This is a genomic window from Halopseudomonas sp. 4NH20-0008, from assembly GCF_057548395.1.
Window position 1 is genome coordinate 87,816 of sequence record NZ_BAAJMD010000007.1, and the last position, 20,859, is coordinate 108,674.

Sequence of the window (20,859 nt, forward strand, 5' to 3'; positions counted from 1 at the left end):
TCATTTACATAGAAAAAAGGGGGAATTGTTCAGGCGGTTTCCAATACCGGAAAACCCTTGACCAGGTCGTCCAGCTGTTTCAGCTGGCTGAGGAAGGGCTCAAGCTTGTCCAGCCGCAGGGCACAGGGGCCATCACACTTGGCGTTATCCGGATCCGGGTGCGCTTCCAGGAACAGCCCAGCCAGGCCCTGGCTCATGCCGGCCTTGGCCAGATCCGTGACCTGCCCACGACGCCCGCCCGCTGAATCGCTTCGCCCACCGGGCATCTGCAGTGCGTGGGTGACGTCAAAGAACACCGGGTACTCGAACTGCTTCATGATGCCGAAGCCGAGCATGTCGACCACCAGGTTGTTGTAACCGAAGCTGGAACCACGTTCGCAGAGGATAAGCCGGTCGTTGCCGGCTTCTTCGCACTTGGTGAGGATGTGCTTCATTTCCTGCGGCGCAAGGAATTGCGCTTTCTTGATGTTGATCACCGCCTGGGTCTTGGCCATGGCCACGACCAGATCGGTCTGCCGCGACAGGAACGCCGGCAACTGGATAATGTCGCAGACTTCGGCGACCGGGGCGGCCTGATGAGGTTCATGTACATCGGTGATCAGCGGCACATTGAAAGTACGCTTGATCTCTTCAAAGATCTTCAACCCTTCCTCCATTCCCGGACCGCGGAAGGAGTTGATCGAGGAGCGGTTGGCCTTGTCGAAACTGGCCTTGAACACATAGGGAATACCGAGTTTGCCGGTGACCTCGACATAGGTCTCGCAGATGCGCATGGCCATGTCACGGGATTCCAGCACGTTCATGCCACCAAACAGCACCAAGGGCTTGTCGTTGGCGATCTCGATACCGCCAACCACTACGGTCTTCTGTGACATATCGACTCCTCAGCCCTTACGTGCATGCTGGGCCAGCGCGGCCTGAATGAAACCGCTGAACAGCGGATGACCGTAACGCGGCGTCGAGGTGAACTCGGGGTGGAACTGGCAGGCAACAAACCAGGGATGATCGCCGACCTCAATGACTTCAACCAGTGCACCGTCAACCGAGCGACCGGTAATCTTCAAGCCGCCCGCCTGCAGTTCAGGCAACAGGTTGTTGTTGACCTCATAGCGGTGCCGATGACGTTCGACAATCAGGTCCTTGCCATAGCACTGATGGGCCATGGAGCCCGGCTGCAAGGCACATTCCTGACCACCCAGACGCATGGTGCCGCCCAGATCGGACTCCTCGCTGCGCTGCTGCTTGTCGCCGGTGGCAGTCTGCCATTCGGTGATCAGACCAACGACCGGATGGCTGCTGGTCTTGTCGAATTCGGTGGAGTTGGCGTCCTGCCAGCCGAGTACGCTGCGGGCATACTCGATCACCGCAACCTGCATGCCCAGGCAGATGCCCAGGTAAGGAATCTTGTTCTCACGGGCGTGGCGCACAGCGGCAATCTTGCCTTCGACACCGCGCAGACCAAAGCCGCCCGGCACCAGAATCGCATCAACGCCGTCGAGCAGGCCAATGCCCTGCTTCTCGATCTCTTCGGAGTCGATATAGCGCATGTTGACCTTGGTATAGCTCTGGATGCCGGCGTGGCTCAGCGCTTCGATCAGCGACTTGTAGGCATCGAGCAATTCCATGTACTTGCCGACCATGGCGATGGTGACTTCCTTGGTCGGATGCAGCTTGCCGTCGACCACGCGATCCCACTGGGACAGGTCGGCACTGCCACACTCCAGACCAAAACGCTCGATAACAAAGTCATCCAGGCCCTGAGCGTGCAATACGGCGGGAATACGGTAAATGGTATCGACATCTTCAAGACCGATGACCGCACGCTCTTCGACGTTGGTGAAGAGCGCAATCTTGCGCCGCGAGGACAGATCAATCGGGTGATCGGAACGGCAAATCAGCACATCCGGCTGCAGGCCGATGGAGCGTAGTTCCTTGACTGAGTGCTGAGTAGGTTTGGTCTTGGTTTCGCCGGCGGTGGCGATATAGGGCACCAGGGTCAGGTGCATGAGCATGGCACGCTTAGCGCCCACCTCGACCCGCAGCTGGCGAATAGCCTCAAGGAACGGCTGCGACTCGATGTCACCGACCGTGCCGCCAATCTCGACCATGGCCACATCGGCATCGCCCGCACCCTTGATGATGCGGCTCTTGATCTCGTCGGTAATATGCGGAATGACCTGAATGGTCGCCCCGAGATAATCACCGCGGCGCTCCTTGCGCAGCACTTCTTCGTACACCCGACCGGTGGTGAAGTTGCTGGAGCGGCTCATGGTGGCGTTGACAAAACGCTCGTAGTGACCCAGATCGAGGTCGGTTTCGGCACCATCGTTGGTGACAAACACTTCACCATGCTGGAACGGGCTCATGGTGCCGGGATCCACGTTGATATAGGGGTCCAGCTTGAGCATGGTGACTTTCAAGCCACGCGCCTCAAGAATTGCTGCCAGGGAAGCCGAGGCAATACCCTTGCCCAATGAAGATACAACACCACCCGTGACGAAGATGTAGCGCGTCATGAAAAACCCGTAGATTGAACTGTTAAGCGGTCGCAACCGCAGGGAATCGAAGGGAGGCCGGGGGAAGCACTGATGATTCCCAAAGTCTCGTCAAGATGGGAAGTCAGGATACCAGACAGCCCCCCCTTTCTCAATCCGTTCACGGCACCCAGATCAGGCAAAAACCCATTTCGTCAGATGCGCAGCTGGCCCACTCGGCATTCCAGCGTCCACCCACCGAAACCAGTTGCTGGTCGCAGTATAGCAAGGGGATTCTGCTGCGCAGCCAAACCGGCAGACCGGCCTGCTGAAACAGGTCCTTGAGCGCCTGTGTGGGGCGTCCCGGCAGTTTGATCTGCTCACCGCCCTGCCGGTAACGTAATTGCCACTCACCCTCCAGGCCTCGAATAGCGCCGGTCTGCGCCGAACAGCGCAGTTGACCATTGCCAGGCAGTTGGATAATCGGCTGCTGAAGTGAAATCGACGTCGGGGCGACAGGCGGCACCCCAGCCTTCAGCAACCACAGCCGTCCCGACGAACGGATCAGTTGCCAGTTACCCAGATTGACCATCGGCTGACTGTCGTCAGCGGCGCCGAGCTGGCTTAGCAGGGTATCCAGCACAGCACGCGGTGGGCTCAGGTCGGCCTGGGTACGCAACCAATAGCGCAGCAGATTGGCCTGCCGGGCCGGACTGAGTCGCTGCAGACCGGCACAGTCCAGACTTGGCCAGCCCTTCAGCCAGGGATCAGTTACCCCCATGGACAGGGACTGACTATCTTCCTGCGCCCGCTCATCAAGCAGCAGGTTGGCCTCCTGCGCATGCTCAGCCAGACGCAGCAGATTGCGGCCCGAACCCGGCCATTCACGCTGTAGCAAGGGCAACAAGGTATGGCGCAGGGCTGTGCGGGCAAAACGCGGGTCCTGATTGGCCGGATCCTCGATCCACTGCAATCCGCGCTGCCGGGCCGCCTCGGCGAGTTGAGTACGGGTATAGTCGAGCAGGGGACGAAACAGATAGCCAGAGCCAAGCGGTCGCCGCTTCGGCATTCCGGCCAGGCCGCGCAGGCCGGTGCCACGCAGCATTCTGAACATCAGGGTTTCCAGTTGATCGTCCTGATGGTGCGCCAGCAGCAGGCAGTCATCCTGCCCCATATGCCGGACAAAAGCCTGATAGCGAGCATCGCGGGCCTGGGCTTCGATACTCGGGCCGTCGGCCAGCTTGACCCGTTCGATCACCAGGTCGACACCGCGGCGCTGACACTGGGCGGCGCAATGCGCCACCCAGCCGTCGGCATCGGCGTGCAGACCGTGATGTACGTGCAGGGCTTTGAGGGGGGGCAATGCGTGATGGTCGCGCAGTACAACCAGCGCGTCGAGCAACAGCATGGAATCCATGCCGCCGGACAGCCCCAGCCACCAGACCGGGGCGTCCTTGCAGGGCAGCAACTGCCTGAGCAGTTCCTGCGTGCTGAACATTTATTTCAGACCAAAGGCCATCAGGCGCTCATAGCGACGTTCGAGCAGATCCTCGGCCGGCAGTTTTTCCAGCGCATCCAGCTCAGCCAAGAGTTGCGCCTTGATCCGTGCTGCCATGTCTTCCGGCTTGCGATGCGCACCACCGAGCGGCTCGGGGATCAGGTTATCGACCAGACCCAGCTCCTTCAGGCGCTCGGCGGTGATACCCATGGCTTCTGCGGCGTCGGCAGCCTTCTCGGCCTTTTTCCACAGAATCGAGGCACAGCCCTCGGGGGAAATCACCGAATAGGTCGAGTATTGCAGCATCATCAGGCGGTCGCAGACACCGATCGCCAGTGCCCCACCTGAACCGCCCTCACCAATTACAGTAGCGATGATCGGGGTTTTCAGGCGGGCCATGATCTGCAGATTCCAGGCGATGGCTTCACTCTGGCCGCGCTCCTCGGCATCAATACCGGGGTAGGCACCGGGGGTATCGATAAAAGTCAGCAAGGGCATATTGAAACGCTCGGCCATCTGCATCAATCGGCAGGCCTTGCGGTAACCTTCGGGCTTGGGCATACCGAAGTTGCGGCGGACCTTCTCCTTCACATCCCGACCCTTCTGGTGACCGATAATCATCACCGGACGACCGTCCAGACGAGCAATACCGCCAACGATGGCCGCATCGTCAGCAAAATGCCGGTCGCCGTGCAACTCTTCAAAATCAGTAAAGATCTGACTGATGTAGTCCAGCGTGTAGGGGCGCTGGGGATGACGCGACATCTGGGCAATCTGCCAGCTGCTGAGATTACCGAAAATGCTCTCGGTGAGCGATTTGCTCTTGTCCTGCAGGCGGGCAATTTCGTCAGTGATATTCAGGGAGTTGTCGCTACCAACCAGGCGCAATTCTTCAATTTTGGCCTGCAGATCAGCGATCGGCTGTTCAAACTCCAGGTATTTCTGGCTCTTGCTCATAAGCATCCATTATCCGCTTGGGCCCCGCAGGGCATCCGATTTGGCATTACCTTAAGGGATTGCAGGCCCGCCGTCGAGCGGCCGCCCCCCAGGTCAATCATCTGTAGTGCAAGGAGACGCTGTCTTTGCCCAACTGGTCACGCAGGGCCTGCACCAGGTCATCCGCCGGTTCAACCCGCCAGGCCTCACCAAGGCGCAGTTGGGCGGCCGCTTCAGGGCGCTGCAGATCAACCGTTACCGCGCAGTTGCCGGGGTACTTCTTCAGCAGTCCGGCCAAGTGTTCCAGACTGGCCGGATGGTGCCGAGCACTATCCAGACTGATGCGCACGCTGTCGAGCAAGCTTGTGCGCGCCTCCTCCAGCCCCATCACCCGTTTGACCCGCATGCGCAGACCACCGGAGAAGTCATCCTGCCCGACCTCACCCTCGACCACCAGTAGCGCATCCTTCTGCAGCAAGGGCTGGGCAGCCTGATAGGCTTCGGAGTAAAGCGCCACATCGATTCGCGCCGAGCGGTCATCCAGGGTCACAATACCCATGGTACCGCGCTTGCCCTTGACCACCCGCAGGTCGAAGACCAGACCGGCAATGGTCTGGCTGTCCCGCGAGGGCTTAAGGTCAATAATCCTCTGGCGGGCGAAACGGCGAATTTCCTTTTCATACTCATCAATCGGATGGCCGGTCAGATACAGTCCCAGGGTCTCCTTTTCACCACGCAGGCGTTCCTTCAATGCCCATTCACGGGCATTCAGGTAATCGGCATAGACATCTCGTCCGGTGGCCGGCCCAAGCAGGTCGCCGAACAGGTCGGCGTGACCACTGTCGGCACTCTTGGCGCTTTGTTCGGCGGCGGCAATGGCTTCTTCCATCGCCGCCATCAGGGCCGCGCGGTTGCGGTCCACTTGCTTGAGGCAGGCCTGTTGCTCTTCATCAAAGAACGGCCCCAGGCGGTCCAGCGCACCGGAGCGAATCAGCGCCTCCATCACCCGTTTGTTGATGCGCTTGAGGTCAACCCGGGCGCAAAAATCGAACAGATCGGTAAAGCTTCCACCCTGCAGACGCTTCTCGACAATGGTTTCCACCGGGCCTTCGCCGACGCCCTTGATGGCGCCCAGGCCATAGACCACGTTGCCGGCTTCATCGACGGTGAACTTGAACTCGGAGACATTCACATCCGGCGGAAGGATTCGCAGCTTCATGCTGCGGCATTCTTCCACCAGGGTCACAACCTTGTCGGTATTGTGCATATCCGCCGACAACACTGCGGCCATGAAAGGCGCAGGATAATGCGCCTTGAGCCAGGCAGTCTGGTAGGAGACCAGGCCGTAGGCGGCCGAGTGCGACTTGTTGAAGCCATAGCCGGCAAACTTTTCCACCAGATCAAAGATGTTGCCTGCCAGATCGGCATCAATGCCATTACCGGCGCAGCCTTCAATAAAGCCGCCGCGCTGCTTGGCCATCTCTTCCGGCTTTTTCTTGCCCATGGCGCGACGCAGCATGTCCGCACCACCCAGGGTATAACCGGCCATGACCTGGGCGATCTGCATCACCTGTTCCTGATACAGGATGATGCCGTAGGTAGGCTTCAACACCGGCTCAAGGCCGGGGTACTGGTAATTGGGGTGCGGGTAGGAGATCTCTTCACGACCATGCTTACGGTTGATAAAGTCGTCCACCATGCCCGATTGCAAAGGACCGGGGCGGAACAGTGCTACCAGGGCGATCAGATCCTCAAGGCAGTCCGGCTTGAGCTTCTTGATCAGCTCCTTCATGCCGCGTGATTCAAGCTGGAACACCGCCGTGGTCTCGGCTTTCTGCAGCATGCGGAAGGTCGGCGCATCGTCCAGCGGAATAAAGTCGATATTCAACGGCTCCAGGCCTTGCTTGGCCTGCTCGCGGTTGATGGTCTCCATCGCCCATTTGATGATGGTCAGGGTGCGCAGACCGAGAAAGTCGAACTTCACCAGACCGGCCGACTCAACATCGTCCTTGTCGAACTGGGTTACCAGACCGGCTCCGGCCTCATCGCAGTAGAGCGGGGCAAAATCCGTCAGTTTGGTCGGCGCAATCACCACACCACCGGCATGCTTGCCGACGTTACGGGTAATGCCCTCGAGCTTGAGTGCCATATCCCAGATTTCCTGGGCTTCCTCGTCATTGGTCAGGAAGTCACGGAGGATTTCTTCCTGCTCGTAGGCCTTGGTCAGGGTCATGCCGACTTCGAAGGGGATCATCTTCGACAACTTGTCAGCCAGGCCATAGGATTTACCCTGCACCCGCGCCACATCGCGCACCACCGCCTTCGCGGCCATGGTGCCGAAAGTAATGATCTGCGATACCGCCTGGCGGCCATAGGCATCCGCCACATAGTCGATAACCCGATCGCGTCCTTCCATGCAGAAGTCGACGTCAAAGTCGGGCATCGAGACCCTCTCAGGATTCAGGAAGCGTTCGAACAGCAGGTCATACTGCAGCGGATCCAGATCAGTAATCAGCAGCGAATAGGCCACCAGCGAGCCCGCCCCCGAACCCCGGCCCGGGCCTACCGGTACGCCGTTGCCTTTGGCCCACTTGATAAAGTCCATGACAATCAGGAAATAGCCGGGAAACTCCATCTGGATGATGATATCCAGTTCGAAGTTGAGCCGATCAATGTAGACCTGCCTGCGGGCCTCGTAATTCTCCGAGCCAGGCGGCAAGACGACCTTGAGACGCTCTTCCAGCCCCTCGAACGAGACCTTGCGAAAGAAGTCGGCTTCGCTCATGCCATCCGGTGTCGGGAAGGCTGGCAGAAAGTTCTTGCCCAATTGCACATCGATATTGCAGCGTTTGGCAATCTCGACACTGTTGGCCAGCGCTTGAGGAATATCGGCAAACAACTCGGCCATTTCCTCCGGACTTTTCAGGTACTGCTCATCACTGTACTGACGAACCCGGCGCGGATCATCAAGGGCCCGGCCTTCGCCAATACAGACGCGGGTTTCGTGGGCTTCAAAGTCCTCGCGTTTGAGAAAGCGCACATCATTGGTGGCCACCACCGGGCAGCCACTCTGGCCAGCCAGCGCCACGGCGGCATGCAGATACTCCTCGTCATTCAAACGACTGGTACGCTGCAGCTCAAGGTAGAAACGACCAGGGAAGATGCCCATCCAGTAATCCAGCAACTCGGCGGCCAGTTGCGGATTACCCGACAACAGCGCCAGGCCGATTTCGCCCTCCTTGGCGCCAGACAGGGCAATCACATCCTGGCTCGATTCGGCGATCCACTCACGGCGAATGGTTACCAGACCGTTGCGTTGACCTTCGGTATAACCTCGGGAGATCAGTTCGGTCAGGTTGCGATAGCCATTGCGGTTCATCGCCAGCAGGGTCATACGGGTAAGCTGGGTGTCGTCATCCCGGCCCAGCAACCATAGATCGACCCCGGAAATCGGCTTGATACCACCGCCCATGGCCGCCTTGTAGAACTTCACCAGACTGCACATGTTGTTCTGATCGGTCACCGCCACAGCCGGCATCCCCGCCTCGGCCACCGCTTTGATCAAAGGCTTGATCTTGACGATGCCGTCAACCAGAGAGAACTCGCTGTGTACGCGCAGGTGAACAAAGGAATGCGTCATGGTGGTCCTGTTTCTGAAGGCAACAACTGAATTGGGATTGTACCGGCGGGGGGAGTTGGGGGCTACTCACATGGATGGCTGAATTTTCATGACTTTCTGAATCGCGTCTTTGCAATATGTGTTTGGCGAATGGAAAGGAGCAGGACACGCCGACACGCCGTAGATACGTCCATGTAGCCTCATCACAGGCATCCCTGCCAGTGACGGTCGGCTTAGCCCTGCCCCTTTCCATCCGCCTGCGAGCACAGTGTTGCCTGCAAGAAAGCCCAGAAGAAAGCGCTGCAATCTCGAAAGGGAAAGACATAAGAGAAAAAATGATCGGACTGCACACATGTCCGTGGCGGGCTTAGACGGTGCGGCTTCCACCGACCGTCACTGGCAAGGATGCCAGTGATGAGCCTACAGGGATGTATTCACGGCGTGTCGGTGGAAGTCGCACCGTCTGAGCCCAACTGACACAAATGCCTAAGAATCTTGATCACGCACCAGCACATCCCGCACCGGCGCAAAAGACCGACGATGAATAGGTGTAGCACCCAGCGCACGCAAAGCCGCCAGGTGAACCGGAGTTGGATAACCCTTGTGCTGGGCTATACCGTAGCCGGGATACAACAGCTCCAGCGCCTGCATCTCGCGATCCCGGGCGACTTTGGCCAGAATCGACGCGGCGGCAATGGCCGGCACGCGGGAGTCGCCCTTGATCACAGCTTCGCTGGGCATCGGCAGCACCGGGCAGCGATTACCATCAATCAGCACTCGATCCGGGCGAGTGGTCAGACCGGCCACGGCACGCTGCATCGCCAGCATGGTGGCGTGCAGGATATTCAACTGGTCGATTTCCTCGACCTCGGCACGGGCAATACACCAGGCCAGCGCACGCTCCTGGATCAGCGGAAACAGTGCCTCGCGGCGTGCTTCAGTGAGTTTCTTGGAATCGTTCAGGCCCTCGATCGGCCGATGCGGGTCAAGGATCACCGCGGCGGTCACCACCGCGCCACAAAGCGGACCGCGCCCGACTTCATCGACGCCGGCAACCAGCTCATTGCCAACGGGTACGCACCAGTCCATGGACAGCTGCGTCATGCCAACCGGCCTTTCTCGCGCATCAAGTCTATGACGGCTGCTGCCGCTGCCTCATCGGCATCCCGGCGCAGCATCTGATGCAGGGCCAGAAAGGTGGCTTGCGTGGCCTCTGCTTCGCTGGTCGGCCCCAACCGCGCGAGTAACGCCTGGCTCATGACCTCCGGAGTCGCCGCATCCTGCAGAAACTCCGGCACCACTTCACGACCGGCGAGCAGATTCGGCAGGGAGACGTGACCGACCTTAACCAGCAACTTGAGAATGCGAAAAGTCAGGCCGGCCATACGATAGGCCACCACCATCGGGCGTTTGAACAGCATGGCCTCCAGGGTAGCTGTACCCGAGGCAATCAATACGGCATCACAGGCAGCCAGCGCTTCATGGGCCTGACCATCGAGCAGGGTCAGCGGCAAGGATAGCCCGCTGTCAGCCAGAATGGCCTGCATTTGCGCCTTGCGCTCGGGGTTCGCGCAGGGCATGACAAAGTGCAGATCCGGACGCTGCTGCAAGCAGAGCGCAGCGGTTTGCAGAAAAAGCAGGCCGAGCTTGCGCAGCTCGCCGTTGCGACTGCCCGGCATCAGCGCCATGACCGGAGCCTGGTGATCCAGCCCCAGGGTGGTTCTGGCGGCGTCACGATCCGGCTGCAGGGGTATCTGGTCAGCCAGGGTATGCCCGACACAGCGCACCGCGACCCCGTGTTTCTGATAGACCGCCTCCTCAAAGGGAAACAGCGTGAGCATCAGGTCGGTGGACTCTTTGATCCCCAGCACGCGCTTCTCGCGCCAGGCCCAGACCGACGGGCTGACGTAATGCACCGTGGGTATACCTGCATCACGTAGTTGCTGTTCGAGGTTCAGGGTGAAGTCGGGGGCATCGATTCCGATAAAGACATCCGGCGCTTCGGACTTCAGATAGGCGGCCAGCTGCTTGCGGATATCCAGCAGTTCACGTAACCGTCCGAGCACCTCAACCAGCCCCATGACCGACAAGCGCTCCATGGCAAATCGGCTTTCAAAACCGGCAGCCAGCATGCGCGGGCCGCCAATGCCAATAAAGCGGGCGTTCGGGTAATGACGTTGCAGGGCCTTGATCAGGCCAGCACCGAGGATGTCGCCGGAGGCTTCACCGGCAACCAGCGCAATACACAGGGGTTTGCTGCGCTCGACCGTGGTAACGTCAGGGACGACAGCGACGTCGACCATGATTAGCGGGTGATACCACGTGTCGAGGCCAGAATGGAGTCGCGGTACAGCGCGATCTCGGCATGCTGACTGGCGGGCTCTTCAAGCAATACCAAGGCCTCTTGCAGGGTCAGACCCTGGCGATAGACAGTCTTGTAAGCCTTGCGCAGGGCCGCAACCAGCTCGGGGCTGTAACCGCGACGGCGCATGCCCTCAAAATTCATGCCGTGGGCGCTGGCTGGATTACCGCCAACCATGACGAAGGCCGGAATATCCTTGAATACCGCGCTGTTGGCCGCACTCATGGACCAGGCGCCCAGATGGCAGAACTGATGCACCGTGGTGTAGCCGCCCAGAATAGCGCCGTCACCGACATGCACATGTCCGGCGATGGTGGCGTTGTTGGCCATGATGATGTTGTCACCCAGCACACAGTCATGGGCCACATGCACATAAGCCATCAGCAGGTTGTGGCTGCCAATCCGGGTAATACCCTGATCCTGAACTGTGCCGCGGTGCAGGGTACAACCCTCACGTATGACATTATGGTCGCCAATGATCAGCTGCGTGGGCTCACCCTTGTATTTCTTGTCCTGACACTCTTCACCCACAGAGGCAAACTGAAAGATGCGGTTGTGCTTGCCGATCGTGGTCGGACCACGCACCACCACATGCGGTCCGATCACGGTACCGGCGCCAATGCTCACATCGGGACCAATCAGTGACCAGGGGCCAACTTCGACGTCATCTGCCAGTTTGGCAGACGGGTCCACAATGGCCAGCGGGTGAATCAGGCTCATACCTTGTGTTCCGCACAGATGATTTCACCAGAACAAGCCTCCTTGCCATCCACCATGGCACGGCAGGCAAACTTCCATATACCACGCTTGTTGCTCAACCACTTTGCTTCAAGCTGCAACTGATCACCCGGTACAACTGGCTGACGAAAACGCAGCTTGTCCGTGCCGACAAAGTAATACAGGGTGCCATCCTGGGCGCGCGTATTCATCATCTTGAAACCCAGCAGACCAGCAGCCTGGGCCATGGCCTCAATGATCAGTACACCGGGCATGATCGGATGGCCAGGAAAATGGCCATTGAAGAAAGGCTCATTGACCGAGACATTCTTGTAGGCGCGAATGTGGCGCTGCTCCATATCCAACTCGACCACCCGATCCACCAGTAGAAAAGGATAGCGGTGGGGCAGGTACTCTTTGATTTCGTTAATATCCATGTAGTAGCAGGCCTTGCACTGAACAATGTTGGCGCCTTGTTGGCGCGGATCAGGACTCTGAAGCGTCCTGAGAACCCGGAGTCACGGCCAGCAGCTGCTTTTCCAGTTGCTGTACCTTTTTTGCCAGCCCATCAAGCTGACGAATTCGCGCCGCACTCTTCTTCCACTCGGCTGCAGGCTGCATGGCGGTGCCGGAAGAGTAGGCACCCGGTTCGGTGATCGAGCGCGTGACCATGGTCATGCCGCTGACAAAAACGTTATCGCAGATCTCGATATGGCCAACCATGCCAACACCACCGGCAATGGTGCAGTGCCTGCCAATTCGCGTACTACCGGAAATACCGACACAGGCAGCCATGGCCGTGTGGTCGCCAATCTGCACGTTATGGGCAATCTGAATCTGGTTATCGAGCTTGACGCCGTTGCCGATCAGAGTATCGGACAGTGCACCGCGATCAATGGTGGTATTGGCGCCGATTTCAACGTCATCGCCAATCAACACGCCACCGATCTGAGCGATTTTCTGCCAGACGCCACGGTCGCTGGCAAAACCAAAGCCCTCGGAACCCAGTACAGCACCAGACTGAATAACTACACGCTCACCAATACGCACATCATGATAGAGCGTGACCCGCGGAGCCAGCCAGCCACCAGCGCCAATCCGACTGCGGGCGCCGATAAAACACTGGGCACCCACGGTCACACCTGCGCCAATTTCCACCCCCTGCTCAATCACTGCCCCGGCGCCAATGCTGGCACTACTGTCAATCCTGGCATCCGTGGCTATCACCGCCGCCGGGTGAATACCCGACGGCGCTTTTGGTTTGGGATCGAAATGATGGGACAGGCGTGCATAACACAAATAGGGATTGGCCACGATCAGGGCATTACCGGCAAAACCCTCGGCATCGACCTCAGTCAATAACACCCCGCCAGCATGACTGCTGGCGAGGTGCTTGCGGTACTGGGCATTGGCCAGAAAGCTTAGATCAGTTTCGGCCGCCTGCTGCAGAGATGCCAGGCCGGTAATCTGATGGCTGCCGGCACCCACCAACCGGGCATCCAGCAGTTCAGCCAACTCGGCCAAAGACCATTGGAAACGGCTCACCATCAGCCTCAGCGCATACTATTCAGGCGTTCAATAACCTGACGCGTAATATCATAAGCCGGAACAACATGGACTACCGTGCTGCGTTCCAGCACCAGCTCGTAGGCGCCAGCAGTAATAATGGCTTCAATCGCCTCATCCAGCTTTGGCTTCAAAGTTTCCAGCATTTCACGATCAGATTGCGCCTTGGCTTCATTCAGCTGCTGAGATTGAGCTTGAAATTCGCGGGCTTTCTGGCGGAATTCCAGGTCAAGCTTTTCCAGCTCAGTCTGATCCAGTTGCTGACCCTGTTGCTGCATACGCTCCTGCAGGCGCTGGGCTTCGCTCTCGAGGTTGCGCAAGCGTTGCAGCTGGCTGCCAAAACGGGCCTCTGCATCGACTGAGTAACGCTTGGCTACATCCGACTCCAGCAGTGCCATCTGATAATCGAGAACGGCAATTTTCATCTGGGCGGCTGCCGGAAAGCTGGCCATAACCAGAACCGACATGATTGCAGCATTGATCAACTTGCGCACTATACAGCTCCTGTTTCTTGTCTTTGGGTGTCTGGTTTCAGAAAGTCTGACCCAGGGTAAACTGGAAAATCTGCGTATCGTCACCGGACTGGCTATTCAAGGGTGCTGCCAGGCTGAAGCCCAGTGGGCCCAATGCTGTCAGCCAGTTCAGACCAATACCGGCACTGTAACGTATATCGCCAAGATCGACACTGCCACACCCCGGATTGTTGTCACCACTGGGCAGCGTTTCATTGCTGCAATAGGTGTCATACACATTGCCGGCATCGAGAAACAGCACGGTACGCAGGGAGCGCTGGTCCTTGATAAAGGGCACCGGGAAAATCACTTCAGCGCCGCCAGTCAGGCGGATGTTACCACCGAAGGGTAATTCGTCCTGATCAAAGTCATCTTCGTTCGGGGTACTGCGCGGCCCCAACGAGCTGTCACGGTATCCGCGAACCGAGCCGATACCACCCGCGTAGTAATGCTCATAGAAGGGCACACGCTTGGTTGAACCGAAGCGCCGAGCGAAGCCAAGGTTGCTGTGCAAGCGCAAGGTCAGACTGTCGGTCATCGGAAAATAACGCTGACCACGGTAACCCAGGGTGTAAAAATTCAGGTCGCTGCCGGGAATGGTGGTTTCCAGGCTGATAGATTGCGAGTAACCCCGATCCGGGAAAACACCCCGGTTAAGGGTAGACTGCGACCAACTGGTGTTGAATTTGAAGTTGGTAAAGCTGTCACCCTCTTCCTCAAGGAACTGCAGGATTTCCTGGACAGTAAAGCTACCTGTCTGAATCTCGTCTTGCTGGACAGTCAGGCCAAAGGACAAACGGGAAATATCACTGATCGGATAGCCAATGTTGACCCCGGCGCCTAGCGAGTCCACGGCAAAGCTCGATACATCGACGTTCAGACGATCGTAGTCGGTCGTGCGGTAAAAGGCGTTATAACCCAGACTTACACCATCAACGGTGTAATAGGGGTTGAGGAAGCCGAAAGACAATGCCGTCTGGAACTCGGAGCGGTTAGCACTGAAGCTGACCCTGTTACCCGAACCAAAGAAGTTGTTCTGACTGATCGAACCACCAAGGATCAAACCGGTACCCTGGGCAAAACCCAAGCTGGCCGTAATGGAACCCGATGGTTGCTCTTCCACAGTGTAATTAACGTCAATCAGATCTTCTGCACCCGGCACCTGTACGGTCTCGACATCCACTTCCTTGAAGAAGCCCAAGCGTTCCAGACGCACTTTCGATTGATCGATCAGATAGGTTGATGCCCAGCCGCCTTCCATCTGACGCATTTCCCGGCGCAGCACCTCATCGTCAGTCTTGGTATTGCCGCGGAAATTGATGCGATTGACATAGGCGCGTGTACCCGGATCCACGAAGAAGGTCACGGTGACGCTATTGTCATCCTCATGGATTTCCGGAAAGCCGTTGACGTTGGCAAAGGTGTAACCTTCATTGCCCAGGCGACGGCCGATCAGATCAGAGGTGGCCGTCATTACCTGGCGGGAAAATACCTGGCCTGGCTGCACCAGCAACAAACGACGGACGTCGTCCTCGGCAACAATCAGATCACCGGACAACTGGACGTCGCGCACGGTATAACGCGCACCTTCATTGACGTTGACGGTGATATAGACGTGTTTCTTGTCCGGCGTAATGGAGACCTGGGTTGAGGCAATATCCATGTTGATATAGCCACGGTCCAGGTACCAGGAACGCAAACGCTCAAGATCACCGGAGAGTTTTTCACGGGAATACTTGTCATCACTGCGGAAGAAGGAAAACAGCCCGCTCGGCTTGAGTTCGAACAACGACGTCAGTTCGTCATTGGTAAAGACCGTATTGCCCACCACGTTGACGTGCTTGATGGAGGCAACCGAGCCTTCATTGATGTTGATCTTCAGCGTTACCCGGTTGCGCGGCTCGGCTATCACTTCGGTATCGATACTGGCCGAATAACGCCCTTGCGCGACGTACTGGCGCAACAGCTCGTTCTGCACCCCCTCAAGGGTTGCCTGCTGGAAAATTTCCCCCTCTGCCAGACCGGCCATGCTCAGGCCAGACAGCAAGTCCTCACTCTTGATCGCCTTATTGCCCTCCAACTCAATGGCGGCAATCGAAGGGCGCTCTACCACGGTAATTACCAGAACGGTGCCTTCGCGGCCGAGCTGGATATCCTGGAAGAAGCCGGTACTGAACAGAGAGCGACTGGCATCCACGAGCGCCTGATCATCCACCTGTTGGCCGATATTCAAGGGCAGCGCAGTAAAGACACTACCGGCGGAGACCCGTTGCAATCCGTTAATGCGGATATCGGAAATCTGGAAGGCGTCGGCAAAGGCTCCTGGCGCCAGGAGTATCAGCAATAGCGCAGGCAATAGGTAACGTTTCATGAAATCCGTTCTGGCTGACTGGTTAATTCTTATCCACCGCAAGCGGCAGTGCGTATGGTCACCGACGGGGCTCAACTGCCCAGGCGGCTTATATCGTTATAAATGGCAAACACCATGACACCGACAATCAATGTCAGACCTATTTGCAATCCCCAAGCCTGTATGCGCTCGGAAAGTGGCTTGCCACGAATCCATTCGGCCGTGTAGTAGACCAGATGGCCGCCATCAAGTACCGGGATGGGCAGCAAGTTGAGCACGCCCAGACTGATGCTCAAATAGGCAATAAAGGTCAAAAAACTTTCCGGACCTGACTTGGCTGAAGCGCCCGCCACTTTAGCAATGGTTATCGGGCCACTCAAGTTTTTTGCCGAGACCAGCCCGGTCAGCATCTTTTTCAGCGAGTCCAGGGTCAGGACAGTCATGTCCCAGGTCTTGCCGACGGCTACCGGAATGGCCACGAAGGGATTGTAATCAATGCTCCGGATCATATGCTCCGGATACTCGAAGGGAGCGACGCCGGCACCGATAAAGCCGCTGCTCTCACCATTCACGTCACGCGACTCGGGCACAACGGTCAAGGACAGGCGCTGACCATCGCGCTCGATGCCCATTGTCAGTTGCTGTCCAGCACTGCGCTGGATGGCCGGCACAACATCCGTCACCCAGTCACTCGCTGGTTCACCATCAAGACTGACAATCAGATCACCGACCTGCAGGCCTGCGCGCGCCGCGGCGCCATCGGTACTGACTTCACCAATCAAAGGCTCTACTACCGGGCGCCAGGAGGTCAAACCCAGTTCAGAAATCGGATCAGGTTGGTCACTGCCACGCAGCCAGTTACTGAGCTCAAGGGAATATGTCCTCGGCGTTGCACCAGCTGCGTCTATGGCCTGAATATTGAGTTGTCCAGTTTCGCCCAGACGCCGGATCAACTGCAGATTGACCTCATGCCAGCTGCGCGTACTGACCCCGTCTACCTCGACAACCTCAAGCCCCTCAACCAGTCCGGCGCGGGCCGCAACGCTGTCAGGCTGAACCGGACCCAATACCGGGGCCAGGGTGGTAATACCGACGACGGCGATCAACCAGAAAGCAAAGATGGCCAAAAGAAAGTTGGCAATCGGACCGGCAGCAACAATAGCAATACGCTGCTTGACGTCCTTGCGATTGAAGGCCTGATGCAAGTCGGCCTCATCCACTGGCCCCTCGCGCTCATCAAGCATCTTGACGTAACCGCCCAGGGGAATGGCAGCAATCACGAACTCGGTGCCTCGCTTGTCATACCAGCGATACAGTGCCGAGCCAAAGCCGATGGAAAAACGCAAAACCTTGACGCCACAGCGTCTGGCCACCCAAAAGTGGCCATACTCGTGAATGGTAACCAACAACCCCAGAGCAACGATGGTAGCCAGCAGGGTAAACAACAGATCCATTCAGCGCCTCGTCAGGAAAGTGGGTACGACAAAAGGGGCCTGTTAATGCTGGGCCAGCCAGCGCCGGGCCTGTTCGCGGGCCAATTGGTCTGCACGCAGAATATGTTCCAGGTCTTCGACCGATTCGCTGCCCACGGAGTTCAACGTTGACTCGATGATAACAGGGATATCGGTAAAACCAATGCGCCGTTCCAGGAATGCGGCTACCGCTACCTCATTTGCCGCATTCAACAGGGTGCAAGCAGTGCCTCCGACTTCCGCCGCCTGGCGGGCCAAGCCCAGACAAGGGAACAAGGCATCATCGGGGCGACGAAAGTCCAGCTGCCCAACCGCCAGCAAATCCAGCGCACTGACACCGGAGTCGATACGTTCAGGCCAGGCAAGGGCGTGAGCGATCGGCGTGCGCATGTCGGGATTACCCAACTGCGCCAGTACCGAACCATCGAGGTAATCAACCAGTGAGTGGACCACACTCTGGGGATGCACCACCACCTCAATCTGATCCGGTCTGGCATCAAACAGCCAACAGGCCTCGATCAGCTCCAGGCCTTTATTCATCATGCTCGCCGAATCAACCGAAATCTTTTGCCCCATGGACCAGTTCGGATGAGCACAAGCCTGCTCCGGTGTAACGTGCTGCAGCTGTTCGGCGTTAAAATCACGAAACGGCCCGCCGGAAGCAGTCAACAGAATACGCCGCACCCCAACCTGCTTGAGCCCGCGGGCGTAATCGCCAGGCATGCATTGGAAAATAGCATTATGCTCGCTGTCGATCGGCAGCAATACCGCACCGGATGCCTTGACCGCGCGCATGAACAGAGCGCCCGACATCACCAGCGCCTCCTTGTTGGCCAGCAACACGCGCTTACCCGCCTCGACCGCCGCCAGCGTCGGGCGCAACCCTGCGGCACCGACAATAGCCGCCATGACCACATCAACCTGAGGATCAGTAGCCACTTGCCGGAGTGCGGTCTCGCCAAACAGAACTTCGGTTTTGCAGCCCGCCTGGCTGAGTTGACGCTGCAAGGGTTCGACCTGATTGGCCGCAGCCACCACAGCAAACAGCGGCTGATGTCGCAGGCACTGGGCCAGCAACTCGGTCATGCGGGAAAAACCCGTCAAGGCATGGACAGCGTAACGATCCGGATGCCGGGCGATCACATCCAGGGTGCTGACGCCAATCGAACCGGTCGCGCCCAACACGGTAATCCGGGTCTGCGTCACCCCAGCTGACTCCCGAACTGCAGCCACAGCAAGGTAAACACCGGAATGGCTGCAGTAAGACTGTCAATCCGATCGAGTACACCGCCATGCCCCGGCAGCAGCGAGCTGCTGTCCTTGAGCCCTTGCTCACGCTTGAACAGGCTTTCGGTCAGATCACCGACAATGGAGATCAAGACGACAATCGCTGCGCCCAGCAAGGCGAGTAACAAAGAGGTCATCGACCAGCCGAGGTAAAGTACCGCAGCCAGGGTCAGGAACTGGGTAAAGATGACACCACCCACCAGCCCTTCAACCGTCTTGCCGGGACTGACACGTGGCAGAAGCTTGTGCCGACCAAAGGTTTTGCCAGCGAAGTAGGCGCCGATATCCGCCGCCCAAACCAGCACCAAAACCGCCAGCATTAGCCATAGGCCATGTTGTTCTGCACGCAAAAGCACCAGGCCATACCAGGCTGGCAGGAGGATAAGCAAACCGAACAGCTGAGCAATCATTGAGCCAGCCCAAAGACCGCGGCCCTTTGGATAACGACAGATCAGCAGCGTTGCCAACAACCACCAGGCCAAGGCTGGCAACAGGATATAGTGGGCTGGCCAAGCGTCGCGATACAAGCCAGCCATTAGCAGCGCCACCACAATGGCATAGATAACCCGGCCCTTCTGAGTTTCTTCACCAGCCAGCCGTGCCCATTCCCAGGCACCAACACACACCACCGCACCAATGAACAAGGCAAACCACCCGGCCTCCAGCAGCACGAAACCCGCAATGGCAAGTGGCGCCAGAATCACCCCGGTTATGACTCGTTGTTTCAGCATCAGGACTCCGCTGCAATCTGTTCGCTGGTTTTGCCGAAGCGGCGCTGACGCTGGGCAAAATCTGCCAGCGCGGCACGCAACGCATCGTGCTTGAAGTCCGGCCAGAAAAGGTCGGAAAAATACAACTCGGCATAGGCCAGCTGCCAGAGCAGAAAGTTACTGATACGGTGCTCACCACCGGTGCGGATACACAGATCGGGGCTGGGCCAATGGGCCGTGCTCAGGCAAGACTCGATGCATTGCTCGTTGACCTGCTCGGGCTTCAGCTGCCCGGTAGCCACCTGCTCAGCCAACTTGCGGGTAGCCTGGGCAATATCCCATTGACCACCGTAATTGGCGGCAACCACCAGTGTCAGCCGCTTGCAATCGCGGGTCAATTGTTCAGCATCAGCCATGGCCCGCTGCAGTTCGGACGAAAAACGACTGCGATCACCAATGATACACAGGCGAATATCGTTTTCATGCAGACGTCGTACTTCACGGCGAAGAGCCCCGAGAAACAGGTCCATCAAGGCTCCTACTTCATCCTCGGGGCGACGCCAGTTTTCACTGGAGAAGGCAAACAGGGTGAGCACTTCAACGCCTTCTTCAGCGCACACCTCGATCATCGCCTTGACCGCATCCACACCCGCCTTGTGGCCCGCCACACCCGGCATCAGGCGTTTGCGGGCCCAGCGGTTGTTACCATCCATGATGATGGCAACATGACGAGGAAGAGTGCGTACCGGCATGACAGTCGTCCGCTCATTCACAGGACAGGAAAAGGCCGTCGACCATCAGATGGCCATCAGATCCGTTTCTTTGCTTTCCAGCGACTTGTCGATCTCGGCAATGAACTTGTCGGTGAGCTTTTGTACCTCATCCGCTGCCCGGCGCTCGTCATCCTCGCTGATTTCCTTGTCTTTCTGCAGATCCTTGAGCTGACTGAGGGCATCACGACGGATGTTGCGTACCGCTACACGGGCATTTTCCGCCTCGGCGCGCGCCTGTTTGGTGTAACCCTTGCGCGTTTCTTCGGTTAGCGCCGGCATCGGCACACGAATAGTGGTACCCGAAGTCGCCGGATTCAAGCCCAGATCAGAGGTCATGATGGCCTTTTCAACGGCCTGGATCATGCCCTTGTCAAACACGCTAAGGGCCAGGGTACGGGAGTCTTCAACGATGACGTTGGCGACCTGGCGCAACGGGGTATCAGAGCCATAGTAAGAGACCATGACGCTGTCGAGGATGCTCGGGTGCGCGCGCCCGGTGCGAATCTTGGCAAAGGCATGGCCCAGAGACTCTACCGATTTTTTCATGCGTTCTTGCGCGTCTTTCTTGATTTCGTTGATCATT

Annotated in this window: 17 protein-coding genes; all 17 read right to left on the reverse strand. The window is 58.0% G+C overall.

From position 1 onward, the window contains the following. Positions 1-29: 29 nt before the first annotated feature. On the reverse strand, positions 30-875 hold the full coding sequence (kdsA, locus tag AC27HQ_RS08840) for a 3-deoxy-8-phosphooctulonate synthase (RefSeq protein WP_487155788.1): 846 nt from the start codon (positions 873-875) through the stop codon (positions 30-32). Between the two features lie 9 nt (positions 876-884). Continuing rightward, complete coding sequence (pyrG, locus tag AC27HQ_RS08845; protein ID WP_487155789.1) at positions 885-2,516, reverse strand: CTP synthase; 1,632 nt, start codon at positions 2,514-2,516, stop codon at positions 885-887. Positions 2,517-2,655: 139 nt separating this feature from the next. Continuing rightward, positions 2,656-3,972, reverse strand: coding sequence for a tRNA lysidine(34) synthetase TilS (tilS, locus tag AC27HQ_RS08850; protein ID WP_487155790.1), 1,317 nt, complete (start codon positions 3,970-3,972; stop codon positions 2,656-2,658). Continuing rightward, on the reverse strand, positions 3,973-4,929 hold the full coding sequence (accA, locus tag AC27HQ_RS08855; RefSeq protein WP_487155791.1) for an acetyl-CoA carboxylase carboxyl transferase subunit alpha: 957 nt from the start codon (positions 4,927-4,929) through the stop codon (positions 3,973-3,975). Between the two features lie 97 nt (positions 4,930-5,026). Further along, complete coding sequence (gene dnaE / locus AC27HQ_RS08860) at positions 5,027-8,548, reverse strand: DNA polymerase III subunit alpha (protein WP_487155792.1); 3,522 nt, start codon at positions 8,546-8,548, stop codon at positions 5,027-5,029. Positions 8,549-9,013: 465 nt separating this feature from the next. After that, positions 9,014-9,631 (reverse strand): ribonuclease HII, encoded by a 618-nt coding sequence (gene rnhB, locus AC27HQ_RS08865; protein ID WP_487155793.1) that lies wholly within the window; start codon positions 9,629-9,631, stop codon positions 9,014-9,016. After that, positions 9,628-10,830, reverse strand: a complete 1,203-nt coding sequence (lpxB, locus tag AC27HQ_RS08870; protein ID WP_487155794.1) for a lipid-A-disaccharide synthase — start codon at positions 10,828-10,830, stop codon at positions 9,628-9,630. Before lpxB ends, rnhB begins: the two co-directional genes overlap by 4 nt. A gap of 2 nt (positions 10,831-10,832) precedes the next feature. After that, a complete protein-coding gene (gene lpxA, locus AC27HQ_RS08875; RefSeq protein WP_487155795.1) occupies positions 10,833-11,609 on the reverse strand; it encodes an acyl-ACP--UDP-N-acetylglucosamine O-acyltransferase in 777 nt (258 codons plus the stop codon). Then, a complete protein-coding gene (gene fabZ / locus AC27HQ_RS08880; RefSeq protein WP_487155796.1) occupies positions 11,606-12,043 on the reverse strand; it encodes a 3-hydroxyacyl-ACP dehydratase FabZ in 438 nt (145 codons plus the stop codon). The genes lpxA and fabZ overlap by 4 nt, the downstream gene beginning before the upstream one ends. 49 nt (positions 12,044-12,092) lie before the next feature. Beyond that, entirely contained in the window at positions 12,093-13,154 is a 1,062-nt protein-coding gene (gene lpxD / locus AC27HQ_RS08885) for a UDP-3-O-(3-hydroxymyristoyl)glucosamine N-acyltransferase (protein WP_487155797.1), read from the reverse strand. Positions 13,155-13,159: 5 nt separating this feature from the next. Then, positions 13,160-13,666: an OmpH/Skp family outer membrane protein gene (locus tag AC27HQ_RS08890; RefSeq protein ID WP_487155798.1), complete on the reverse strand. Its 507-nt coding sequence runs from the start codon at positions 13,664-13,666 to the stop codon at positions 13,160-13,162. 37 nt (positions 13,667-13,703) lie between these two features. Further along, complete coding sequence (bamA, locus tag AC27HQ_RS08895; RefSeq protein ID WP_487155799.1) at positions 13,704-16,055, reverse strand: outer membrane protein assembly factor BamA; 2,352 nt, start codon at positions 16,053-16,055, stop codon at positions 13,704-13,706. Between the two features lie 71 nt (positions 16,056-16,126). Continuing rightward, positions 16,127-17,488 carry a sigma E protease regulator RseP gene (rseP, locus tag AC27HQ_RS08900; RefSeq protein ID WP_487155800.1) on the reverse strand — a complete coding sequence of 454 codons (1,362 nt, stop codon included), beginning with the start codon at positions 17,486-17,488 and terminating at the stop codon, positions 16,127-16,129. 42 nt (positions 17,489-17,530) lie between these two features. Further along, a complete protein-coding gene (ispC, locus tag AC27HQ_RS08905; protein WP_487155801.1) occupies positions 17,531-18,712 on the reverse strand; it encodes a 1-deoxy-D-xylulose-5-phosphate reductoisomerase in 1,182 nt (393 codons plus the stop codon). Continuing rightward, positions 18,709-19,524 (reverse strand): phosphatidate cytidylyltransferase, encoded by an 816-nt coding sequence (locus tag AC27HQ_RS08910; protein WP_487155802.1) that lies wholly within the window; start codon positions 19,522-19,524, stop codon positions 18,709-18,711. Before AC27HQ_RS08910 ends, ispC begins: the two co-directional genes overlap by 4 nt. Continuing rightward, positions 19,524-20,255 (reverse strand): polyprenyl diphosphate synthase, encoded by a 732-nt coding sequence (gene uppS, locus AC27HQ_RS08915; RefSeq protein WP_487155803.1) that lies wholly within the window; start codon positions 20,253-20,255, stop codon positions 19,524-19,526. The genes AC27HQ_RS08910 and uppS overlap by 1 nt, the downstream gene beginning before the upstream one ends. Positions 20,256-20,300: 45 nt before the next feature. Continuing rightward, complete coding sequence (gene frr, locus AC27HQ_RS08920; RefSeq protein WP_487155804.1) at positions 20,301-20,858, reverse strand: ribosome recycling factor; 558 nt, start codon at positions 20,856-20,858, stop codon at positions 20,301-20,303. Position 20,859 lies beyond the last annotated feature (1 nt).